General features: G+C 68.9%; 15 protein-coding genes, 1 pseudogene and 1 riboswitch. Of the genes and pseudogenes, 10 read left to right on the top strand and 6 right to left on the bottom strand.

Annotated features, from left to right (window positions below; all coding sequences use genetic code 11):
* Positions 1 to 51: 51 nt before the first annotated feature.
* Complete coding sequence (locus ACK8CO_RS13415; RefSeq protein WP_414896943.1) at positions 52 to 915, bottom strand: formate/nitrite transporter family protein; 864 nt, start codon at positions 913 to 915, stop codon at positions 52 to 54.
* 184 nt (positions 916 to 1,099) lie between these two features.
* Here ACK8CO_RS13415 and ACK8CO_RS13410 point away from each other — a divergent pair, with 184 nt between their 5' ends.
* A complete protein-coding gene (locus tag ACK8CO_RS13410) occupies positions 1,100 to 2,593 on the top strand; it encodes an AAA family ATPase (RefSeq protein ID WP_414896942.1) in 1,494 nt (497 codons plus the stop codon).
* Positions 2,594 to 2,669: 76 nt separating this feature from the next.
* On the opposite strand, the gene ACK8CO_RS13405 is transcribed toward ACK8CO_RS13410, so the two are convergent.
* Positions 2,670 to 3,470: a pyridoxal kinase gene (locus ACK8CO_RS13405; RefSeq protein WP_414896941.1), complete on the bottom strand. Its 801-nt coding sequence runs from the start codon at positions 3,468 to 3,470 to the stop codon at positions 2,670 to 2,672.
* 609 nt (positions 3,471 to 4,079) lie between these two features.
* Between ACK8CO_RS13405 and ACK8CO_RS13400 the strand changes: the two are divergent.
* The 7 genes and pseudogenes from ACK8CO_RS13400 to ACK8CO_RS13370 all read left to right on the top strand — a co-directional run bounded on the left by ACK8CO_RS13400 (position 4,080) and on the right by ACK8CO_RS13370 (position 12,747).
* Positions 4,080 to 5,226 (top strand): annotated as a pseudogene (locus ACK8CO_RS13400) (IS5 family transposase).
* A gap of 832 nt (positions 5,227 to 6,058) precedes the next feature.
* Positions 6,059 to 6,280, top strand: coding sequence for a hypothetical protein (locus tag ACK8CO_RS13395; protein WP_414896940.1), 222 nt, complete (start codon positions 6,059 to 6,061; stop codon positions 6,278 to 6,280).
* Positions 6,281 to 7,049: 769 nt separating this feature from the next.
* A riboswitch (cobalamin riboswitch) is annotated at positions 7,050 to 7,251 on the top strand.
* A 138-nt stretch (positions 7,252 to 7,389) separates the two neighbouring features.
* Positions 7,390 to 9,249 carry a TonB-dependent receptor plug domain-containing protein gene (locus ACK8CO_RS13390; protein ID WP_414896939.1) on the top strand — a complete coding sequence of 620 codons (1,860 nt, stop codon included), beginning with the start codon at positions 7,390 to 7,392 and terminating at the stop codon, positions 9,247 to 9,249.
* Positions 9,224 to 10,087 (top strand): ABC transporter substrate-binding protein, encoded by an 864-nt coding sequence (locus ACK8CO_RS13385; RefSeq protein WP_414896938.1) that lies wholly within the window; start codon positions 9,224 to 9,226, stop codon positions 10,085 to 10,087. Before ACK8CO_RS13390 ends, ACK8CO_RS13385 begins: the two co-directional genes overlap by 26 nt.
* A gap of 89 nt (positions 10,088 to 10,176) precedes the next feature.
* Entirely contained in the window at positions 10,177 to 11,637 is a 1,461-nt protein-coding gene (locus ACK8CO_RS13380; protein ID WP_414896937.1) for a cobyric acid synthase, read from the top strand.
* 162 nt (positions 11,638 to 11,799) lie between these two features.
* Positions 11,800 to 12,237, top strand: coding sequence for a hypothetical protein (locus ACK8CO_RS13375; protein WP_414896936.1), 438 nt, complete (start codon positions 11,800 to 11,802; stop codon positions 12,235 to 12,237).
* Positions 12,238 to 12,318: 81 nt separating this feature from the next.
* Positions 12,319 to 12,747 (top strand): transposase, encoded by a 429-nt coding sequence (locus tag ACK8CO_RS13370; RefSeq protein WP_414899025.1) that lies wholly within the window; start codon positions 12,319 to 12,321, stop codon positions 12,745 to 12,747.
* 1,262 nt (positions 12,748 to 14,009) lie between these two features.
* Here ACK8CO_RS13370 and ACK8CO_RS13365 read toward each other — a convergent pair.
* A complete protein-coding gene (locus ACK8CO_RS13365) occupies positions 14,010 to 14,783 on the bottom strand; it encodes a phosphoadenylyl-sulfate reductase (protein WP_414896935.1) in 774 nt (257 codons plus the stop codon).
* 216 nt (positions 14,784 to 14,999) lie between these two features.
* Between ACK8CO_RS13365 and ACK8CO_RS13360 the strand changes: the two genes are divergently transcribed.
* Together ACK8CO_RS13360 and ACK8CO_RS13355 are read left to right on the top strand one after the other, a co-directional pair.
* The gene (locus ACK8CO_RS13360; RefSeq protein WP_414896934.1) at positions 15,000 to 15,779 is read left to right on the top strand and encodes an HAD-IIB family hydrolase; all 780 of its coding nucleotides are present in this window, start codon (positions 15,000 to 15,002) and stop codon (positions 15,777 to 15,779) included.
* A gap of 86 nt (positions 15,780 to 15,865) precedes the next feature.
* Positions 15,866 to 17,098, top strand: a complete 1,233-nt coding sequence (locus ACK8CO_RS13355; protein ID WP_080617399.1) for a glycosyl transferase — start codon at positions 15,866 to 15,868, stop codon at positions 17,096 to 17,098.
* Positions 17,099 to 17,174: 76 nt separating this feature from the next.
* On the opposite strand, the gene ACK8CO_RS13350 is transcribed toward ACK8CO_RS13355, so the two are convergent.
* The 3 genes from ACK8CO_RS13350 to ACK8CO_RS13340 all read right to left on the bottom strand — a co-directional run bounded on the left by ACK8CO_RS13350 (position 17,175) and on the right by ACK8CO_RS13340 (position 20,889).
* Positions 17,175 to 18,941 (bottom strand): sugar phosphorylase, encoded by a 1,767-nt coding sequence (locus tag ACK8CO_RS13350; protein WP_414896933.1) that lies wholly within the window; start codon positions 18,939 to 18,941, stop codon positions 17,175 to 17,177.
* 123 nt (positions 18,942 to 19,064) lie between these two features.
* A complete protein-coding gene (locus ACK8CO_RS13345; RefSeq protein WP_414896932.1) occupies positions 19,065 to 20,375 on the bottom strand; it encodes a glycerate kinase type-2 family protein in 1,311 nt (436 codons plus the stop codon).
* Between the two features lie 76 nt (positions 20,376 to 20,451).
* Positions 20,452 to 20,889: an RrF2 family transcriptional regulator gene (locus ACK8CO_RS13340; protein ID WP_080617402.1), complete on the bottom strand. Its 438-nt coding sequence runs from the start codon at positions 20,887 to 20,889 to the stop codon at positions 20,452 to 20,454.
* Between the last annotated feature and the right edge of the window lie 130 nt (positions 20,890 to 21,019).

The following is a 21,019-nucleotide window of genomic DNA, read 5'->3' as shown; positions in this document are numbered from 1 at the left end:
CGCGGGACACGCCCGAAGACCGGCCAGAAGACAGCTCCGAATTCATGGGCGTCAGTATCGCGTTCTCCCGGCATCCGGATCGCCCACAAGTTCGCTGCGGATCTGGGCATAGGTCAGCAGGGTGAAGAATACCGTTCCGCCGAGAATGTTCCCCACAAGCGCGGGTAGAACGAAGCCACCCAGGGCCTCCAACGCGCCCATGCCGCCGGAATAGACCATCACCGCCGCCTCGGTCGTGCCCGCGATCACATGCGAGAAATCGGCCAGCGCGATCAGATAGGTCACCAGCACGATCAGGAGCAGTTCGGAGTTGCGCGCATTCGGCTTGACCCAGACCAGCGCCGCGATCAGCCAGCCCGCACCGATGCCCCGGACCGCGGTCTCCCACCAGCCATAGCCGGTGGCGTGATCGGACAGCGCAACCACGGCGGCCCGCAATTCGGGCTCGTAGACCGTGCCGGCATGCAGCACCCAGCCGAAGGCCGCAGCCCCGATCAGGTTGGTGACCAGCACCAGCGACCAGAGCCGGGCGAGGCTGGCAAAAACCCGGGGCCGCGGATCGTCCAGAACCGGACAGACCGCCGTGATGGTATTCTCGGTGAACAGCTGAAGCTGACCGAGGATGACCAGCACGAAGCCCACGGAATAGCCGAGATTCTCGATCAGCGGCCGCCAGGGGGCGTCGGGCAGATGGGTCCGCAGCAGCGCCTCGGACAAGACCGAGAACCCGATCGCAAGCCCCGCCGTAAGTCCCGACAGCGCCAGGGCCGAGGCCGGGCGGTTAAGCTCATGCGCGCCCTCCCGGCGGATCGACTCGAACAGCGCCAGCGCCCGGATCGGCGCCTTGGCATCGATCGCCTCGAGCTCGTGCTCGGCGATGCGGTCCTCGTATTTCTTTTGCGTGCTGGCGGCCATCGGCCCTCCCCTCGCGTTCACGGCGCCCGAACCGGCCCCTTCCGTCAGCAATTAGCGGAAAGCGCGCCCGGGCCAAGGGGGCCGCGCGGCCGGGACGCGCAGAAGGGCCGCCCCGACCGGGCGGATTCGCCCCCTGTTCGGCCTCACGCACCGGGTCTAGGCTCGACACCGAGGAGACTGCCCCATGATCCTGGACGACCAGACCGAGGTCACGGCCTTCCTGCGCGCACAGACGCGCGGACCGGAACCGCCGCGCGAGATCGAAACCCATATCTCGCGCATCTTCCTGGCCGGAGACCGCGCCTGGAAGCTGAAGCGCGCGGTACGCCTGCCCTATGCCGATTTCTCGACGCCCGGGATACGGCTTCGGACCTGCGAGAAGGAATTCGCCCTGAACCGGCCGACCGCGCCCGGGATCTATCTGGGGGTGCGGCGGATCACCCGACAGGCGGACGGGCTTGCCTTCGATGGCGACGGGCCGCTGGTCGATGCCGTGGTCGAGATGGTGCGCTTCTCGCAGGACGACATTCTCGACCGGGTGGCCGAGGCCGGCGACCTGACCGGGGCCGATGCCGAACATCTGGCCCGGACGGTGGCCGCGATGCATGTCCGGGCGCCGGTCCGCCGCCATCCCGGCGGCGCCGCGCGGATGGCGGCCGTGCTCGACATCAACCGGGCGGGCTTTGCCACAAGCCGGGTCTTCGCCCCCGCCGCCGTCGCCGCGCTCGACGAGTCCTTCCGCCGCGTCTTCCGGCGCCATCGCGGGCGGCTCGACCGGCGCAGCGCGCAGGGGCTGGTCCGGCTCTGTCATGGCGATCTGCATCTGGCCAATATCGTGCGCCATGACGGCCGCCCCGAACTGTTCGACGCGATCGACTTCAACGACGCGCTAGCCACCGTCGATGTCGCCTACGACCTCGCCTTCCTGCTGATGGACCTGTGGCATCGCGGCCTGCCCGAGATCGCCAACCGCGTGGCCAACCGATATTTCGACGCCGCAGGGGCCGAGGATGCCCATGGCCTGCTGCCCTTCCTGATGGCGGTCCGGGCCGAGGTCCGGGCCCATGTCGGCGCAACCGCGGCCGGCGACGATCCGGCCCGGACGGCGCAGGCGCGGACCTATTTCGAGCTGGCCCGCGAATTGCAGAGCCCCGCGCAGGGCCGGGTGGTGGTGCTGGGCGGGTTGTCGGGCAGCGGCAAGACCACGCTTGCCGAACGGCTCGCCCCGCATCTGGGCCCCGCCCCGGGCGCCCGCATCGTCGAGAGCGACCGCACCCGCAAGGCGATGTTCGGTGTCGAGGCGACCGAGCATCTGCCGCAGGAGGCCTATGCCCCAGGCGTCTCGGACGAGGTCTATGCCCGGATCGCGGCCCGCAGCCGGGCGCTGGCCCAGGGCGGCGCCACGGTCATCCTTGGCGCGGTCTTCGACACCGCCGCGCACCGGGCCCAGATCGAAGGCCGGCTCGCCGGGCTTCGGGTCGACACGCTCTGGCTCGAAGCCCCGCCCGAGCGGCTGCGCGAGCGGATCGCGACGCGGGGCGCAAGCGCCTCTGACGCCACGCTGGACGTGCTCGAAACCCAGCTTGCCCATGGCACCGAAGGAATCGGCTGGCGCCGGATCGATACGAATGGCGGGCTCGAAACGACGCTGGTCCGGCTTCGTGCCGCGCTGAGCTGAGCGGAACTGCACGGGGCCGGGCAGACACAGGCTTCCGGCGCCTGACGGGCGAAGCCGGGCCCCTTGGCGCGCCCTGTCAGGGATGCGGCTCGGGCATGATTGCCGGGGCCGAGCTCCAGCGCGGCGCAGCACCTGCAATCGCCAGACAGGGCGCGCCGATGCTGCACAGAACCAGCGCATCCAGCCGGCCCAGCGCCTCGCCCGGGGCGAGCCCGGCGGAGATCATCGCCGCGAAGGCATCGCCCACCCCATGTGGCACGCGGCCCCGCCGGAGGGTCCTGAACAGCTCTGCCCGCCGCCCCCGCACCGCCAGCACGCCGGTGGCCTCGGGGCCGAGCGGCGGCGAGGTCACCAGCACTTCCGGCGCCAGAGCCGCCGCCGCCCCGGCCGTGGCCTCGAGATCGGGCAATGCCCGACCGGCAAGCCAGCTCAGTTCGAAATGGTTCGGGGTCAGCGTGTCGGCCAGCGGCACCAGCCGCGCGCGGACCGCCTCGGCCACCGCCGCCGGAACGTAAAGCCCGCCCGGCGCATCGCCGAGGATCGGGTCGATGACGACACGTGGCGCCGTCCCGGCCGCACGCAGTTCCATCACCAGATCGGCGGCGAAGGCGACATGTTCGGGGCTTGGCAGATAGCCGATCAGCACCGCGTCATGGCCCGCCAAGAGCCCGTTCGCCCGCAGCGCCGCCGCCATCTCGCGCAGCTCGCCCGCAGGCAGCGGCCCGCCCGCCGCATGCGGCCAGCCAAGATGGTTTGACAGCACCACGCTGGGCAGTCCGGTCACCTCATGGCCAAGCGCCTGCAGCACCGCGGTCGCGGCCGACAGCCCGACATGGCCCGAAGCCACATAGCTGGAAACGATCAGGATCCGCGCCATCGCCAACCTCTCGCCTTGCCCGCCCCCGTGGCGAGTGCCCCTCTATAGACCGGCGGGCGGAGCATGTCGAAACCCCTGTCGCCCGGAGCGGCGGCGAGCTGACGGCCCCGGGACGGACGGGACGGCCGGTTTTTCAGGCCCGAACCCGACCGGCATCGTCCATGACATCGTTTGCCCCCGTCCGCCGCGCCCGCACCGCCCGGCGGTCCGGAAAAGCAGGTCCCTGGCCCCGCAATCACCGATCGGGCGGGGAACTGGCCCGTCCCGTTCGGGTTTTGCGCAACCGGACCGGGGCACCGGAGCAACCAGCCCCCTGACCGCGACCGACCGGCGCCGGCCGATCTTGTCGGCCTGTCCGGCCTCTCGGACGCCGATACCCAGCCGATCCAGATACAGACTGAGGCCGAGATCCCGAGGCATTGCGAGCTGATCGACCTGCCTGCCATCCCGGCCCCGGAGATCGGCCGGGACCTCTGCGAATACGCGGCCTCGCCGCAAATGGCATGACATGGTGCTGCTTCGCGCCTTAGCAGGGTGCTGAAATAGTCGTACCTCGACGCCGGTTGCAGAACATGATTCATCCGCCGGGGATCAACGGCGGATACAGGCATGCGCGGTGCAGACGAGACGAGCGGATCGCTGTTCAGCTATGTCGATCTCGAGGTGCGCATCCCCGCCCGGCATCCGCTGCGGAAGATCCGTCAGGTGGTGAATGACGCGCTCGCCAGCCTCGATGCAGAATTCGAGGTGCTCTACACTGACTTCGGCCGTCCCTCGATCGCGCCGGAGCGCCTGATCCGCGCGAGCCTGCTGCAGATCCTCTACTCCGTCCGCTCCGAGCGGCAGCTGATGGAGCAGCTGGACTACAACCTGTTGTTCCGCTGGTTCGTGGGGCTTGGCATCGACGACCAGGTCTGGGTCCCGACCGTGTTCAGCAAGAACCGCGACCGCCTTTTGACCACCGACATGTCACGCAAGGTGATGGCTGCCATCCTGGCCCACCGTGAGGTCGCGCCGCTGCTTTCGGACGACCACTTCTCGGTCGACGGCACGCTGGTGAAAGCCTTGGCCTCGATGAAGAGCGTCCGGCCGAAAGAGGATGGCGATCCCGGCGATCCTCTGGCAGGGGACGCCGCCCCGCAAAGCCCCTCCCCGCGGCCCGATCCGGAAACCCGCCAGATGCCCCTTCCCGCCAGCCGCAATGCCGAAGTCGATTTCCGGGGTCAGAAGCGCACGAACGCGACGCATGCCTCGACGACAGATGCGGATGCACGGCTCTACCGGAAATCTCCGGGCACCGGCGCGATGCTATGCTTCATCGGGCGCACTTATGGAGAACCGCAGCGGGCTGGCCGTCCAGGGCGACCTGACCCGCGCGGATGGCCGTGCCGAACGCAAGGCGGCGCTCGACATGATGCACCGGCAGTCGCCGGGGTCGACCAGGCGGCTGCCCCCGGGGGCCGACAAGGCGTATGACGCCGCCGGGTTCGTAGCCGATTGCAGGCAGGCCTGCATCACGCCGCATGTCGCGCAGAAGGCGCGGTCCTCCGCCATCGACGGACAGACCACCCGGCACAATGGCTATGCGCTGTCGCAGAAGCACCGGAAGCGGATCGAGGAACTCTTCGGCTGGTCCAAGACGGTGGGAGGCGCGGCGCAGACGGCCTGTCGCGGCGTGGAGCGGGTGCGGTCCCGCTTCATCCTCGCCCTGGCGGCGGCAAATCTTGCCCGGCTGCCGCGAATACTGGCGATTTGAGGGCGGAGCCCCCCGACCAGCATGCCGCGTGGCGGGAAGAAGGCGGAGAGGAGCAGCGCAATGGCAGGAACGGAGGAAGCCGTTCCGACCAATCGACTATTTCAGCACCCTGTTAGGCCTCGCGCCCTTGGTCCGAAGCCGCGATCTGGGAGCTCGTCGCCCCCCATCCGGGCGGATCGAGCCTGCTGCTGCCGACCCGGTTCGACAGGCGCGCCTCCGAAAGCAACCGCAAGCGGGTATTGCACCCGGTACAACGCAGAACCGCCGGGCCTCTCGCGGAGGTCCTGCCGATCGCGCCGACCGCGGCGCGCGGCGCCTCGTCCGGCTGGGCGGCAAGCGGGGCAGAGGCGCTCGGCCCTGCCCTGATGCCGATCCCGCGCGGGATCGGCGGCGGGCCCCTCAGGAGGCGGGACCGATGCGGTTCGACCCAGCCTGGCGTGTCGCTGGTCGCTCCACCGCTGCCCCCGTTTCCGGCCTATCGGTTTGCGCCCCGGACGGTGCCGCCCGCGCCCGGACCAGGTCGATGCAAGCCGCATCCGCCGCCCGCATCCGGGCCGCAACGAGTGCTCGGGCCACGCGCCGCGCCCGACCTGAACGGTCGGCCCCATGGCCCCGGCGGACCCCGCAATTTCGGAGACGCCCTCCACAGATGCCCTTCACCGTTCCCATTCAAGCCATGAAGACGCCAATTCCCGGTTGCCGCGCCATCGCATTCGTCGACCTTCCGACGCGGCTGGGGCCGAGGCCTCGGGCCGAAAAGCCCCAGCCGCGCGCATATTTCTATGCAGTTTATCTCCGCGGCGCCCTGAGTCTGGACGATCAAGCCACCGCCTTGACCGAGGCCTCCGGCATCGGGCAACTGCCCCGCGATGCCACGCCGATGCGCTATGGCGAAATCGAGATTTTCGTGCGGGCGTCCCGCGATCCCGACGAAGCGCTCTGCGCCCTGGTCGGACCGGATACCGGGGTCGAAGCCGCGCTGTCTCAGAGGCGCAAGGCCATCGCCGAGATCGCGACCGCAGCCGCCCGGCACCAGACGCGGCGCAGCGAATAAGGCTGACATCTCCGGTCCCATTCCCCTGAAGGCGCGGAGACCTTCTGCGACAGCTCCGGAACCGGCGGCGTCAAAAGCCAGCCCGATGCCCCGCTGACCGAAATCTCCGGGACGATCCCGCCACGCGAGGTGACGCGCGCCGCTGGCAACGGCCAGAAGAACCGGCGGCTGGTCGTGCGCCGTCATATGCCGCGCATCGGCCGAACCGCCCGATGCGCAGGGCGACCGCGACGCGCCGCCTCTTGCCGCCTTTCAGGACCCGGTCGGCAGCCTTGTCGCCGCCCATCCGCCGGTCGCCACGACACCACCGGCCTTCCTGATCGCCCCGACTGAGACCGTCTGTCCGGTCAGGGCGCTCCGCGCGGCCGCCCGGCGTGACCGGAGCTCTCCCGGACCCGCCACCCCGTCCGACCCCGGCAGGACGGCCGGGGCAGCCCCCGCCGACGACGACCCGCTGGGGGCATGCCGGAGCCCGGACCACCGCCGGGCTCCGGCTGCGCGCCTGACGCATCGTCGACGCGATCGGCAATCCGGACCTCAGCCACAGACTGACCGGCTTCACCACGCCGGGGCAGCCCGCCCTGCCCGCCGCTGCCCAACCGGAGATCGCCTGTGCGATCCTGCGCGCGCCGCCGTCCCTCGCTCTGCTGCCGGTCCGGGTCGCCCATGGCAGCGAGGCCGCGCTGCTGCTGACGCTCGGCACCGAACCGGCCGCAATCGTCGCGGCCTGCCGCCCCGGCGTCCCGCTTGACAGGTCCGGAGGCCCGGATTAACCGAAAACTGTCTTGGTTCGCCCGGCGACGGGCGATGAAAAGGGAACGCGGTGCGGCCATCGTCGGCTCAATTCCGCGGCTGCCCCCGCAACTGTAAGCGGCGAGCGCGGCTGATCGTGCCACTGGGGTCCGCCCCGGGAAGGCCAGCCAAGCGACGACCCGCAAGCCAGGAGACCTGCCAGGACGATCACCCAGCCTGTCCGCGGGGCGCGGCGCAGGCGGCGGTCCATCCGCAGTGGTGACGCATCACCGTCTGCGGGAGGCATGTCTTTCCAAGGACCCCACGAAGGACGGACCGCCCGCCGCGGCGGTTCCCGAGACCGGGACGGAACCGACATGACCAGACCTGCCCTTTGCCTCACGCTCGGCCTCGCCGCGCTGAGTCCCCTGCCCGCCCTTGCCCAGGAAGCCCGGTCCAGCCTGATGCTGGACGAGATCACCGCCAGCGCCAGCCTCACGCCCATCGCCACCAACCGGACCGGCGCGACGGTCGAGACGCTCGAGAGCAGCGAGATCGCCGCAGGCGGTCAGAATCTGGGCCAGACCCTTGCCACCCTGCCGGGCGTGTCGATCACGCAGAATGGCGGGCTCGGGCAGACCGCCACGCTTCGGATTCGCGGGCTTGGAAACGGCTATATCGCGACCCGGATCGACGGGATGGGCTTTGCCGATCCCTCGGGCACCCCCGCCGCGCTCGACTTCGGCACCCTGACCGCCGGACTGCTCTCCAGGATCGAAGTGCTGAAGGGCTCGCAATCCGCGCTTTTCGGCGCGAATGCCATCGCGGGCGTTGTCGACATCACCACATGGAGACCGGAAAAACTGGGCTTTTCGGGGCGCGCCACGGTCGAAACCGGCACCTATGGCAGCTACTCTGCCGGTCTGAGCCTTGGCCAGAAGACCGAACGCGGCGAAATCTCGGCCACGGTCTCGCATGTCGAAACCGACGGCTTCTCGACCCTGTCGGGCAATGACGAAGCGGACGGCTTTGACGAAGATTCGGTCTCGCTCAATGCCGCCTACGATCTGACCGACACCCTTCGGCTGGGCTTCTCGGGATTCTATTCCGACGGAAACTCGGACTATGACAGCGACGTTACCGACACGAACCCGATCACCCGATCGGAGGCGACGCGAAAAGGCCTGCGCGCCTTCGCCCAATTCGCGATCGGAGCGGTCGACAACGAACTGTCGCTGGCGCGCACGCAGACCGAGCGCAGCTACCGTTCGAGTTTCGGGACGTCCCTTTATGATGGCACCAGCCGGGCCGCCAGCTACCTCGGAACGGCCTCTCTGGCGGCCGGGACCGACCTGTCCTTCGGCGCCGACTGGAAGCAGGACGAGGCCACGCTTGACGGCGAGACCTATTCGGTCATCAACCGCGCGCTCTTTGCAGAGCTTCGCCAGGCCGCGACCGACGACATCGATCTGTCGCTTTCGCTGCGCTACGATGATTATTCTAGCTTTGACGATCAGGTGACCGGCCGCGCCGCGCTGGCCTGGCGGCTCCAGCCCGACCTGATCTTCCGCACCTCTCTGGGCACCGGCTATCGCGTCCCCGCGCTTTACGAACTTTACGGCACCATTACCGGCGACACGGTCGGCAACCCGGACCTCAACCCTGAAACCAGCACCAGCTTCGACATCGGGCTTGAAAAACGCCTGTCGGGCGACGGGTTCCTGAAAGCCACCGCCTTCTTTGCGGAAATCGATGACAAGATCGACTATGGCGCGGCCGACCCCGCCATCTGCAGCTATGCCTGGGGCTGCTACCGCCAGCTTGACGGAACCACCCGCAGCCAGGGCCTGGAACTGTCCGGCCGCTACGACATGACCTCTGCGACCGCGCTTTACGGCAGCTACACCTATACCGACGTGCGCTGGAAAGGCGAACGGCTCGACCGCGTCCCGCTCCACGATCTTCTGCTGGGCGTCAGTAGCGAGGTGACGTCGCGGCTCACGGCCGATGTCTCGTACCAATATGTGGCCGGGCGCCTCGACCCTTACGGTTCTCTGCCCGATGCCGGGCTTGCCGCAGCCCAGGTCACCTACGCGCTGGGCAACGCCACAGAGGCCTATGCAAGGGTCGAAAACCTCTTCGACGAGGAGTTCTACTCGGCCGTCGCCTTTGGCGGCACCTATCACTACAACACCACGGGCCGGGCGCTTTATGTGGGTCTGCGTGCCTCCTTCTAGCGCGATCCGGCTCGCCGCGGCCCTCGCCCTTGCCGGGACCGCGGCGCTGGCCGACCCACCCGGGCGGGTGGTGTCGATGAATCTCTGCACCGACCAGCTTGCCATGCTGGTCGCGGGCCCGGGCCAGCTCGTCTCGGTCAGCGACCTGGCCGCAAACCCGATGAACTCGGCCATGGCCGGCGCCGCCCGCGCCTATCCCGCCAATACCGGCGGCGCCGAGGAGATCTTCCTGATGCGCCCCGATCTGGTGCTGGCCGGTACCTATTCGAACCCGGCGACCCTCGCCATGCTCGAACGCCTGGGCATCCGGGTCGCGCGGATCGGCCTGACGACCCGGCTCAACGAGATCCCCGACCGGCTGCGTCAGACCGGACGGCTCCTGGGCCGCGAGGCCCGGGCCGAGGCGCTCGCCCACGCCTTCGAACAGGACCTCGCCCGGCTGTCGCAGAGCGGCCCGCCCCGGCCGCTGGCCGCCTTCTTCTATGCCAACGGCTACACCCAGGGCGAGGGCACGCTTGCGGACGACATCCTCACCCGTGCGGGCTTTGCCAATCTCGCCCGCACCGACCAGGCCGCCCAGGGTCGCCATGGCGGCTTCGATCTCGCGCTCGAGGAACTGGTGATGGCCGATCCCGAGCTGCTGATCCTCTCACGCCCCTATCCGAAAACCTCGCGCGCCGAAGAGATCCTGGCCCATCCCGCGCTCCGCGCCCTTCCCGCGGCGGCGGCCCCCGCCTTTTCCGGCCCCGACTGGGTCTGCGGCACCCCCTATGCGCTCCGCGCCCTGGCCGAGATGACCCGCCGCCGGGACGCGGACGCCGCCACCGCGCCCGACTGAGCCCCGATACGCTTGCAGCTTCTTCCTGGTCCAAATACCCATGACGCGACGCCCGCAACCGGCGCCCGGTCGAGACAGGAGCCCCACCGATGACACGCGCACTCATGCTGCAGGGCACCGGCTCGAATGTGGGCAAGTCGCTTCTGGTGGCCGGGCTCTGCCGCGCAGCGCTTCGGCGCGGGCTGTCGGTTGCGCCGTTCAAGCCGCAGAACATGTCGAACAATGCCGCCGTGACCGCAGATGGCGGCGAGATCGGCCGGGCGCAGGCTCTGCAGGCAAGGGCGGCGGGGCTCGAGCCGCTGACCGACATGAACCCGGTCCTTCTGAAACCCGAAACCGATACCGGCGCGCAACTGGTGGTGCAGGGCCGGGCCCGGGGCGCGCTGCGCGCCCGCGCCTTCGCCGCCGAGAAACCGAAACTGATGGCGCCGGTGCTGGACAGCTTCCACCGGCTGGCCGCCGGGCGTGACCTGATCATCGTCGAGGGCGCCGGAAGCCCGGCCGAGGTCAACCTGCGCGCGGGCGATATCGCCAATATGGGCTTTGCCCGGGCCGCGGATGTGCCGGTGGTGCTGATCGGCGATATCGACCGGGGCGGCGTGATCGCCCAGATCGTCGGCACGCAGGCGGTGCTCGATCCCGGCGATCTGGCCATGGTCCGGGGCTTTGCCATCAACAAGTTCCGCGGCGATCCGCGGCTTTTCGACGATGGCTACCGGCTGATCGGGGCCCGCACCGGCTGGCCCGGCTTCGGCGTGATCCCGTGGTTTCCCGAGGCCTGCCGCCTGCCTGCCGAGGATGCCGTGGATCTGGGCGGCGCGGGCCGGGGCAGCTTTCACGTCGTCTGCCCGATGCTGTCGCGGATCGCCAATTTCGACGATCTCGACCCGCTCAAGCTCGAACCCGGCATCCGGCTGAGCATGGTGCCACCGGGCCGCGCCCTGCCCGGCGATGCCGATCTGGTGATCCTGCCCGGCACCAAATCGACCCGGGGCGATCTGGCCTTCCTGCGCGCCCAGGGCTGGGATATCGACCTTGCCGCACATCTGCGCCGGGGCGGGCAGGTGCTGGGGCTCTGCGGTGGCTATCAGATGCTCGGTCGCCGCATCGCCGATCCGGAGGGGCTCGAAGGTCCGCCGGGCGTGACCGAGGGCCTTGGACTTCTCGATGTCGAGACGGTGATGCATGCCGACAAGACCCTGACCCGGATCGCGGCCACCCATGCCGCAACCGGCGCCACCGTCTCGGGCTACGAGATCCATATCGGCGCGACCGAAGGGCCCGACCGCGCGCGCCCCTTCGTCCATATCGGCGACCGACCCGAAGGGGCGATCTCGGCCGATGGGCGGGTCGCGGGCAGCTATCTGCACGGGCTTTTCTCCGAGGACGGCTTCCGCCGCGCCTGGCTCGCAGGGCTGGGGGTCGAAACCGGCAGCAAAGGCTATGACGCCACGGTCGAGGACACGCTTGACAGGCTGGCCGCCCATCTTGAAACCCATCTCGACATCGACGCGCTTCTCGGCCTCGCCGGGGCTCTCGCCAGTCGGTAGCCCCGGCCGTCGCCCCACCGAGCCTGCCCCCCCACCGAAGCACACGCTCCCGGCCTGCCGGGGGACGCAACCGAAATCGTGCAGGCCCGGGCAATCTTATACCGATCCCCCCCGGGGCGCGCTCAGCGGCCACGGGACGTCTTTCCAAAGCGGGTGGGGTGGATGGCCCCTGCTCGCCCGGCATCGCAATGCGCCCTCGTGCAGATGTCCTTGCCTGCTGCGAAAGAAGCCAAGCATCTGACGGTTACGACAGTCGGTCCGGATCCGGCCGGGAAGCTCTTCCAGGTTCACGGGATCACCCCAGCGGGCGAGGTCGTCTTCAACAAGCCGCTGCGCAGGGCAGAGCGGCCCGCGTTCTTCGAGCGCCCCGCCCCTTACCTGATCTGGCAGGAAGCCGGTGCGTCGGGCCAGTATCGGGCGCGGGAGCTCTCGAAGCAGGGACAGGAAGTGCGGCCGATCCCGCTGATCCACGTCAAACCCGACGTGAAGCGGGGCAAATCAGACGGTGAGCCGGAACGTGGCCCCAGTGGGGCCGCGCAAGATGCGGAAGCGAGCCTCGCGAGGCCGTGGCGCGGCCGACCATGCGCGTCGTGCAGGTGAAGCCGGAAGACCGGCAGGCCCTGCCAGGCCTGCACCGGACGGCGGGAACGCGTGGGGCGGCAGGGACCGCAGCGGGTGAACATGCTGCGCGGACGGCTGGCGGAATTCGGGATAGTCCTGCCTCAGGGTCTGGCGAAGATGACGGGCTTCGCGAAAGATGTCGCCGACGGTTCGGCCCCGGATAGTCCCGAGATCGGGCCGGATGTCCTGCGCCTCCTCTCCGGGCAACTCCTGTCGAGCGGTCCTCTCATGCGCCGGCCTGACATGCGGCTGGAGACCATCACGCGTGCAGACCGGCAGATGAAATTGCTGCGGACCATTCCGGAGGGGAAACCGGTGACGGCTTCTGCCATCTTGGCGAGCATCGGCAGCGGAGGGCAGTTCCGCAACGAACGGCAGTTTGCGGGCTCGCTCGGACTGACGCCCGGAAACGACTCCGGCGAAGGAAAGGCTCGGCAGGATCACGAAGATGGGGCCGGTGTCTCCGGGAATTGCGCGTCGTGGGCATAACGCCCCCTGTGGTCCGGCTGAAGGTTCGGCCGGACAAGGGCGATCCGTGGCCGCGAAAATTGCCGGAGCGAAAGCGGTTCCGGCTGGCGACGATCTCGACGGCCAACAGGACGGCCGGGGTCATCCGGGTTGTCCTGACACGCGGCTGGCCCTGCTCGCCGCAGGCTGCCTGATCCGGGACGCCCGGCCTTGAAGAGCGCATGACCGACGAGATGATGGAGCCCCGTCAGCCGCGAAACCGGGGGAACCCGCCGGACTTCGGGGGCGCTATGGCCAGCAAAGCTGACAGGGCCCCGGGACGCGGAAACCATCAAGGCCAGAGGTTGCAAGACCGCGCAAACAGGCCGGGCACAGGACCGCTTCCGAACGGATGCATGACCCTCATTTCCCGCTTGCCATGCAGGAGCCATCCTCACAGGCCGTTCGAGGCGTTGTCGTTTTCATGGGAGACGGCCTGACCGGGCCGCTGGCGGGAGGGGCCGCGCCTCATGACAGAGCCGGCACCGGACCTCCGACAGCTGCAGCTTGCCTTGGGCGTGCTGACGGCCCTCAACCTGGCCTCGATCAGGCTGCGGTGTGAGCCGTGCACAGACCCACCCCGCAGGTCGCCCCTCATGGGCCTGATCGCGGGCAGGCCTTGCCGCGACAGGGATCAGATCCGGCTGAACCCGTCCAACGGACAGTGGCGCCCCTGCCCGGGCTGGCCAGCCGCGGTCGGCACATCGCCCGATCTGCGAATGGCAGGGCACCGAAGAACATGACGCAGGCCGTCGCGGAAGCGCGGGCCATTGCCTGCCGCCCTCGGCCGTCCGCGCCTCCGGGCCCGGCCCCGATTGCCCGGGCCGGGCTTGCGTGACGAGACCGGGTGGCCGACCGACCCTCTGGCGGCGGCGCGATCCGGCGATGACGCCGGTCTGCGCGCCCCGCGCCTTCGCCCCGGTCGGACCCACGGCCGCGACGACCCCGAGGGCATCCGCGAGAGGACCGGGTGGCTCGGGCATCTGAAACGCGGGGCTCAGATCCTCATGGTCAGGCATGACATGGAGGCCGTCCTCCGGCGCGCCGACCGGGTCAGCATGCCCGTCTCGGGACGGATCGCGGCCAACGGACCGGACGGGAAATCCGGAGATTCGACATGCACGTCTGGACGCGGGGCCGCCAGCGAGACATTCCCGTCGAGATCCCGACCCGGATGCAGGCAAAGACAGCCGAGACCGGTCAGGCCGCCAAAGCCCCGCCACTTCGCGCGGCTCAGCCCCGGCTCAGGCCGGACGGCGCCGCACGAAGCGCCCGTCGGGGCCGAGATGGATGCCGCATTCGGTCTTGTCGGGATTGTCGGCCCAGCGCCCGGCCCGCGCATCCTCGCCCGCCCGGACCGCCCGGGTGCAGGGCGCGCAGCCGACCGAGCGGAACCCCCTGGCCTCCAGCGGATGGCGCGGCAGATCATGGGCGACGAAATAGGCGTCGAGATCCGCGCGGTGCCAGAAGGCCAGCGGATTGACCTTGAGATGCGTCCCGTCGCGCTCGATCGCGGGCAGGGCCGCGCGGGTCGCGCCCTGGTAGCGCTTGCGCCCCGAGATCCAGGTCTCGACCCCCGCGAGCGCATCCGCCAGCGGAAAGGTCTTGCGCAGCAGGCAGCACATGTTCGGGTCCTCCTCCGCCAGCCGGCGATCGGGATCCTCGGCGGCGATGATGGCGGGATCGGGACGGACCTCGACGAGATTGAGATCGAACAGCCGGACCAGCCGGTCGCGATAGGCCAGCGTCTCGTCGAAATGCCGTCCGGTCTCGATGAAGAGCACCGGGATCTGCGGCAGGATCCGGGTGACATAATGCAGCAAGACCGCGCTTTCGGTGCCGAAGGACGAGACCAGCGCGCGCGTTCCGAGCCGCGGATCCTGCAGAAGCCCCGCCATGTCGACATGGCCGAGATCGGGCATGTGGTCGGCCTGCAGCGCCTCGAGGAGGCGGTCCCTGCCGCCCGGAGGCCAGGAGCTGCCGGACCCGGAAGACGTGTCGGAAACGGAATCGGACATCGGAACATTTCCTCCTGCGGCATCCCTTCCGACGTAACATTGCAGACCCGCCGGGAAAACCCGGACGCGGACGACCGGCGGTCCGTTGCCGCCATGGCGGGACTTTCCGCAACGCTCTGACATGCGCCTGTCACATTAACGGGGACAGGGTCCCCGTACTGGCCAAGTCCCGCCCCGCAGCGTATCCCGAACCCGACCCGCCGACAGAGAATGCCGATGCCCCGCCCTGCCCTGCTGATCTTCACCGACCTCGACGGCACGCTTCTGGATCACGAGACCTATTCCCACGCAGAGGCCGCCCCGGCCCTCAGAGCCCTGCGCGCAGCCGGGGTGCCGGTGATCCTCGCCTCGTCGAAGACCGCCGCCGAAATCTCCCCGCTCCGGACAGAGCTGGGGCTCTCGGCCTATCCGGCGATTGTCGAGAACGGCTCGGGCCGTCTCGAACCGGACGCCGAAGCGCCCCGGACCGGCGGTCGCTACCGCGCGCTTCGCAGCGCGCTGAGCCAGGTGCCCGCCCCGCTGCGGAGGTGCTTCAAGGGGTTCGGCGACGGTGGCACGGCCTGGATTGCCGAGGTGACGGGGCTTGCACCCGAGGCCGCCGCGCTGGCCGCCCGGAGGCTTTATTCCGAACCCGGGATCTGGTCGGGCAGCGAGACCGAGAAGTCGGCGTTCCTGGCCGCGTTGCAGGCGCAGGGGGTCAGCGGCCGCGAGGGCGGACGGTTCCTGACGCTTTCTTTCGGAGCCAGCAAGGCCGGGCAGATGGCCGAGATCGCGGCGCGCTATACCACGCCTTTCGTCGTGGCGCTGGGCGATGCGCCGAACGACCGCGAGATGCTGGAACAGGCCGATCAGGGCTTCATCATCGCCAATCCGCACCGCGCGCCGATGCCGCCGCTCGCGGGCGAGGAGACCGGACGGATCCAGCGGATCGCCGCGGCCGGTCCGAAAGGTTGGAACCTGGCCCTGAGGCAGGTTATCTCTGATTTCGGGATCTGACGGTCCCGCATTTTTTCCGGGCCCGGGCCTTTTCCGGACCACCTGTCCATTTTCGGGGCGACACGCTCCGGCAAGGAGACGCGCAAATGGCCGATTTTCATCAGAACGGCAATGTCGCCACCCTGCACAACCTGAGGTCGGCCCCGACCGAGCTTCTGGTTCATGAACTGACGACCTTCGCCCAGAGCCGCAAGATCAGCCTGATCCTGCCCTCGCTGTTTTCCGAGCTGGAAGGCGACGCGCTGCCGAAGATCCTCGACGAGCTGGCCGAGGTGCCGTTCCTGCACCGGATCGTGATCGGGCTCGACCAGGCCGACGAGGCGCAGTTCGCCCATGCGCTGCAGTTCTTCGACCGGCTGCCGCAGACCCATGTGGTGATCTGGCAGGACAGTCCGCGGATGCAGGCGATCCATGCCCGGCTGGAGGCGCATAACCTGCAACCGGGCGACCCCGGCAAGGGCCGCAATGTCTGGTTCTGCATGGGCTATCTCATGGCCTGCAAGGACAGCGCGGTGATGGCGCTGCATGATTGCGACATCGTCACCTATTCGCGCGAGATGCTGGCGCGGCTGGTCTACCCCGTGGCGAATCCCAATTTCCCCTATCAGCTGGCCAAGGGCTTCTATCCGCGGATCGGCGGGGACAAGCTCAATGGCCGGGTCAGCCGGCTGCTGGTCAGCCCGATCCTGCTGGCGCTGAAGAAGACCATCGGCGACCGGGACTACCTCGATTACCTCAGATCCTTCCGCTATCCGCTGTCGGGCGAATTCGCGCTCCGGACCGCGACCCTGCCCAATCTGCGCATCCCCTCGGACTGGGGGCTGGAAATCGGGGTGCTGTCCGAAGCCTGGCGCAATCTCGCGCCGCGCTCGGTCTGTCAGGTCGAGATCTCGGATGCCTATGACCACAAGCACCAGCCGGTCTCGCCCGAGGATGCCACACGCGGCCTGTCGCGGATGTCGGTGGATATCTGCAAGTCGATCTTCCGCAAGCTGGCGGCCGATGGCACGGTGTTCTCCGAAGAGATCTTCCGCACGCTGAAGGCCACCTATTACCGCGAGGCGCTGGACCTTCTGGACTGCTATTACAATGACGCAAGGATGAACGGGCTGAGCCTCGACCGGCATGCCGAGGAGAACATCATCGAGCTTTTCGCCCGGAACATCACCGAGGCCGGGCAGGTCTTTCTGGACCACCCGGCCGAGACCCCCTTCATCCCGACCTGGAACCGGGTGCATTCGGCCGACCCGACGCTGATGGACGACATGATGGCGGCGGTGACGGCGGACGGGACCGATTACCGGTCTTCGGCCGGATAGGCGCGCGGGCATCGGCACAAGCCAGGTGGAACAAGCCAGGCACGGGCGGCCGGCCTGGCAGAGGCAACCGCCCCGGCTAGCCCCTGTCCCGACTGGCCCCGTCGCGGTTCGAGATCCAGCGGCATTGATAGGGCGCGAAGGGAATGTCGGTGCCATGGGGCGAGATCCGCTCGCCCGAGAGCAGGTCGACCCAGTCCTCGCCGCCGATCAGGTTGATGGCCATCGGCGAGACCGACAGCTCCTCGGCGCTGACATTGTGCAGCGCGAAGACCGACTGGTCGCGGTCGAGGCTCTGGCGCCAGAGCCCGAACAGGCGGCAGTCGAGATGCAGCGTGAACTGGGTGGCGTTCGGATGGAAGGCGGGCTGACGACGGCGGATGCCGATCCGCCGCTTCATCTGCCGCAGCACCAGCGACTGCGGGCTTTCGGGGTTTTCCAGAAGCGCCAGCAGCGCGGGATAGTCCCAGCGGTGGCGGTTGATCGCCCGCTTGATGCCGGTCTTCTCGACCCCGGCATGATCGTTGGGCGTCGCCAGCAACGAATGCACATAGAAGGCCGGGAAGCCCTCCAGCGCCATGACGATGCTTTGCGAACAGAGAAAGCGCTCGACCTGCCAGCCATCCTCGCCCGAAAAGGTTCCCTTCATCGCGTCGAACCAGGTGATGTTCAGCTCATAGGCCGTTTCGCCGCCGCCGACGGTCGAGCGCATCGAGACCTCGCCGCCGAAGGACCGGATCGCGCCGATGATGTCGCCGATCTGCTCTTCGGGCAGCAGCCCCTCGACCGGGCGCATGCCGATGCCGTCATGCGAGGCGGTGAAGTTGAGATAGGCACAGCCCAGCTGGGCGGGCGGCATCGTCGCCTGCCAGCGATGCAGGTATTCGGCGGTGCCCGACAGAAGCGCATGCAGGACCAGCGGCGGCAGCGAGAAATTGTAGACCGCATGGGCCTCGTTCCGGTTGCCGAAATAGCTGAGATTCTCGTGGTTCGGCACGTTGGTCTCGGTCAGCAGCACGATCGGCTCGACCGCGAAATCGCACAAGACCCGCATCAGCTGGACGATGGCATGGGTCTCGGGCATGTGGATCGAGGGGGTGCCGGGCTCCTTCCAGAGGAAGGCCACCGCATCGAGCCGGACGATACGCACCCCGTTCTCGACATGCAGCCGCATGATCCGCAGGAATTCCAGCAGCACCTCGGGGTTGCGGAAATCGAGATCGACCTGATCGTGGCTGAAGGTGCACCAGACATGGCGGGTGCCGTTCGCGGTCTCGACCTCGCGCAGAAGCGGGCTGGTGCGCGGGCGCACCACAGGGGCCAGATCGTCCTCGGGCGAGGCCTCGAAGAAGAAGCGGTCATAGGGCGGATGACCCTGCCGGTATTCGTTGAACCAGTGCGACTGGCTCGAGACATGGTTCAGGACGAGGTCCGACATCACCCGGAAGCTACCCGCGATGCGCCGGATATCCTCCCAGTCGCCCAGGTTGGAATTGACCATGCGGTAATCGGTGACCGCGAAACCGTCATCCGAGGTGAAGGGAAAGAAGGGCAGGATATGCACGCCCCCGACCGTGCCTTCGAGATGGCGGTGCAGGAAATCGTTCAGCAGGTCGAGCGGCTTGTGCTGGCCGTCGGTGAAGCTGTTGCCATAGGTGATGACCATCGAGTCCTCGCAGGACCAGAGCCGGTTCGACGGCATCCGGGCGCGACGGCGGGGATGCGTTCCGTCAGGCCAGAACGCCTCGACGATCCGGTCGATCAGGTGCTCGCGGTCGTGATCGGGATAGATCCGCCCGACCAGTCCGGCCAGTTTGATGCGCAGGGTCTGCGTCGTGTCTGTCATTGTGCCCAGGCGTTTCCCGACCTCATTTCTTGCCCGCCGGGGCCGGGCTGGCAAGACGCAAAGCCTGAAATCCCGAGGCGCGCCAGCCCCGCGCCCTGTCTGTGCCCGGAATTTGGGCGCAGATCACGGCAGCGGCCGGATCAGGATGGCGCGAAAGTCGTTCACATTGGTCAGGGTCGGGCCTGGCACCACCTGCGCGCCCAGCGCCGCGAAGAAGCCATGGCTGTCATTGGCGGCCAGCGCCCTGCCCGGATCGCAGCCCAGCCGCTCGGCCTCGGCCAGCGTGTCCGGCCCGATCACCGCGCCCGCGACCTCGGCCGCGCCATCGACCCCGTCCGTGTCGCAGGCGATGGCGTCGATCCCCCCGGCGCCGTCCAGCGCGACCGCCAGGGACAGCGCATATTCGGCATTGGGCCCGCCGATCCCGTCGCCCCGCCGGGTCACCGTGCATTCGCCGCCCGAGAGCAGAAGCAGCGGCGGATCGCCCGGCGCCATCGCCGCCTGCCGCGCCCGCGCCAGATCGGCATGGGCGGCGGCCAGCTCGCGCGCCTCGCCTTCCAGCGCGTCGCCCAGGATCTCGACCGCACAGCCTGCGCCCCGCGCGGCCTCGGCCGCAGCCTCGAGCGAGAGGGCGGGCGCCGCGATCACCACATTCTCGACCCGGGCAAGGCGCGGATCGTCGGGGCGGACCGGATCGCCGCCCGCCTCGAGAAAGCTCTGGACCGAAGGCGGCGGCACCACCCCCCAGCGCGCCAGTGCCGCCAGCGCCCGGGCCGCGTCGCCCCGATGCCCGACGGTCGGGCCGCTCGCGATATCGGCGGGGTCGTCGCCCGGCACATCCGAGATCAGCAGCGCCAGCACCCGCGCCGGAAAGGCCGCGGCGGCAAGCCGCCCGCCCTTGACCGCCGACAGCTCCTTGCGGATGCCGTTCATCTCGCCGATGGGCGCGCCCGAGGCCAGCAGCCCGGAGGTCACCAGCCGCTTGTCCTCCAGCGTGATCTGCCCGGCGGGCTGCACCAGCAGCGACGAGCCACCGCCCGAGATCAGCGCCAGCACCAGATCCTCCTCGCCGAGCCCCTCGAGCAACCGCATCACGCGGCGCGTCGCGACCTCGCCCGCGGCATCGGGCACCGGATGCGCGGCCTCGACGATCTCGATGCCGGCGCAGGGCCGGGCATGGCCGTAACGGGTGATCACCAGCCCCTCGCATGGCCCCCAGGCCGCCTCGAGTGCCTCGGCCATCCGCGCCGAGGCCTTGCCGGCACCGATCACGACCACCCGTCCGGAGGGCCGTGGCGGCAATGCCGGCGCCACCGTCCGCATCGGATCGGCGGCCGCGACCGCGGTCTCGAACAGAGCGCGGAGGAAAGCCGGGGGGGCCGCCGGAGAGGCGGCAAGGGCGGCGGGCGGCGGGGCGGGCGCTTGCAGGGTCATGCCGAAAAGGATGGGGCAACCACCGCCCTTGGCAAGAGGTTGGTTGCGCTGTGACCCAACGGCATGTGGCGCCCTCTCAGGAGGCGAGCGCCAGCGCCTCCTCGAGATCGCGGTTGCCCACGACCAGATCGGCCAGGGTGATGCCGTCGAGCGTGGCATAGAATTCGGCCAGCGCCCGCTGCAACGCGCCCTTGAGAAGGCAACAGCACGAGATCGGACAGGTATTGGTGGCCGGATCGAAACATTCGGCGAAGGGCACACCCGATTCGAGATGCCGGAAAACCTCGCCCACGGTGATGTCCTCGGGCATGCGCTTGAGGGTCAGACCGCCATTCCGGCCCCGGGTCGTCTTCACCAGCCCGTGATGCGCCAATGTGTTGATGACCTGGGCCATGTGGTTTTCCGAGGTGTTGCAGGCGCCCGCGATATCCGCCTTGCGGACCGTCCGGCCACCATTGACAGCACAGTACATAAGCGCCCGCATCGCGATGTTCGTCCGGGTGGTCAGCCGCATCGGGGTTCTCTTTTCCAGTCGTGACGGATAATGATCTATCTCACATACGGGTTCTAACCAGAATAGAGCCTGTTAAAGATCACGCAAGCCCTTCGCCGATCCCGGACGCGGGGCGGGTTCAGAAACGGGT

Origin of the sequence: Rhodovulum sp. HP10 (genome assembly GCF_047553435.1) — a bacterium.
Taxonomy (GTDB): domain Bacteria; phylum Pseudomonadota; class Alphaproteobacteria; order Rhodobacterales; family Rhodobacteraceae; genus Rhodovulum.
This window is presented reverse-complemented; position numbering and strand designations above follow the sequence as displayed.

Excerpts from the sequence above, each read along its gene's own strand:
- ACK8CO_RS13415 (WP_414896943.1), bottom strand. The coding sequence starts at position 915 with ATGGCCGCCAGCACGCAAAAGAAATACGAGGACCGCATCGCCGAGCAC.
- ACK8CO_RS13410 (WP_414896942.1), top strand. The coding sequence starts at position 1,100 with ATGATCCTGGACGACCAGACCGAGGTCACGGCCTTCCTGCGCGCACAG.
- ACK8CO_RS13405 (WP_414896941.1), bottom strand. The coding sequence starts at position 3,470 with ATGGCGCGGATCCTGATCGTTTCCAGCTATGTGGCTTCGGGCCATGTC.
- ACK8CO_RS13390 (WP_414896939.1), top strand. The coding sequence starts at position 7,390 with ATGACCAGACCTGCCCTTTGCCTCACGCTCGGCCTCGCCGCGCTGAGT.
- ACK8CO_RS13385 (WP_414896938.1), top strand. The coding sequence starts at position 9,224 with ATGTGGGTCTGCGTGCCTCCTTCTAGCGCGATCCGGCTCGCCGCGGCC.
- ACK8CO_RS13380 (WP_414896937.1), top strand. The coding sequence starts at position 10,177 with ATGACACGCGCACTCATGCTGCAGGGCACCGGCTCGAATGTGGGCAAG.
- ACK8CO_RS13375 (WP_414896936.1), top strand. The coding sequence starts at position 11,800 with ATGGCCCCTGCTCGCCCGGCATCGCAATGCGCCCTCGTGCAGATGTCC.
- ACK8CO_RS13370 (WP_414899025.1), top strand. The coding sequence starts at position 12,319 with ATGCTGCGCGGACGGCTGGCGGAATTCGGGATAGTCCTGCCTCAGGGT.
- ACK8CO_RS13365 (WP_414896935.1), bottom strand. The coding sequence starts at position 14,783 with ATGTCCGATTCCGTTTCCGACACGTCTTCCGGGTCCGGCAGCTCCTGG.
- ACK8CO_RS13360 (WP_414896934.1), top strand. The coding sequence starts at position 15,000 with ATGCCCCGCCCTGCCCTGCTGATCTTCACCGACCTCGACGGCACGCTT.
- ACK8CO_RS13355 (WP_080617399.1), top strand. The coding sequence starts at position 15,866 with ATGGCCGATTTTCATCAGAACGGCAATGTCGCCACCCTGCACAACCTG.
- ACK8CO_RS13350 (WP_414896933.1), bottom strand. The coding sequence starts at position 18,941 with ATGACAGACACGACGCAGACCCTGCGCATCAAACTGGCCGGACTGGTC.
- ACK8CO_RS13345 (WP_414896932.1), bottom strand. The coding sequence starts at position 20,375 with ATGACCCTGCAAGCGCCCGCCCCGCCGCCCGCCGCCCTTGCCGCCTCT.
- ACK8CO_RS13340 (WP_080617402.1), bottom strand. The coding sequence starts at position 20,889 with ATGCGGCTGACCACCCGGACGAACATCGCGATGCGGGCGCTTATGTAC.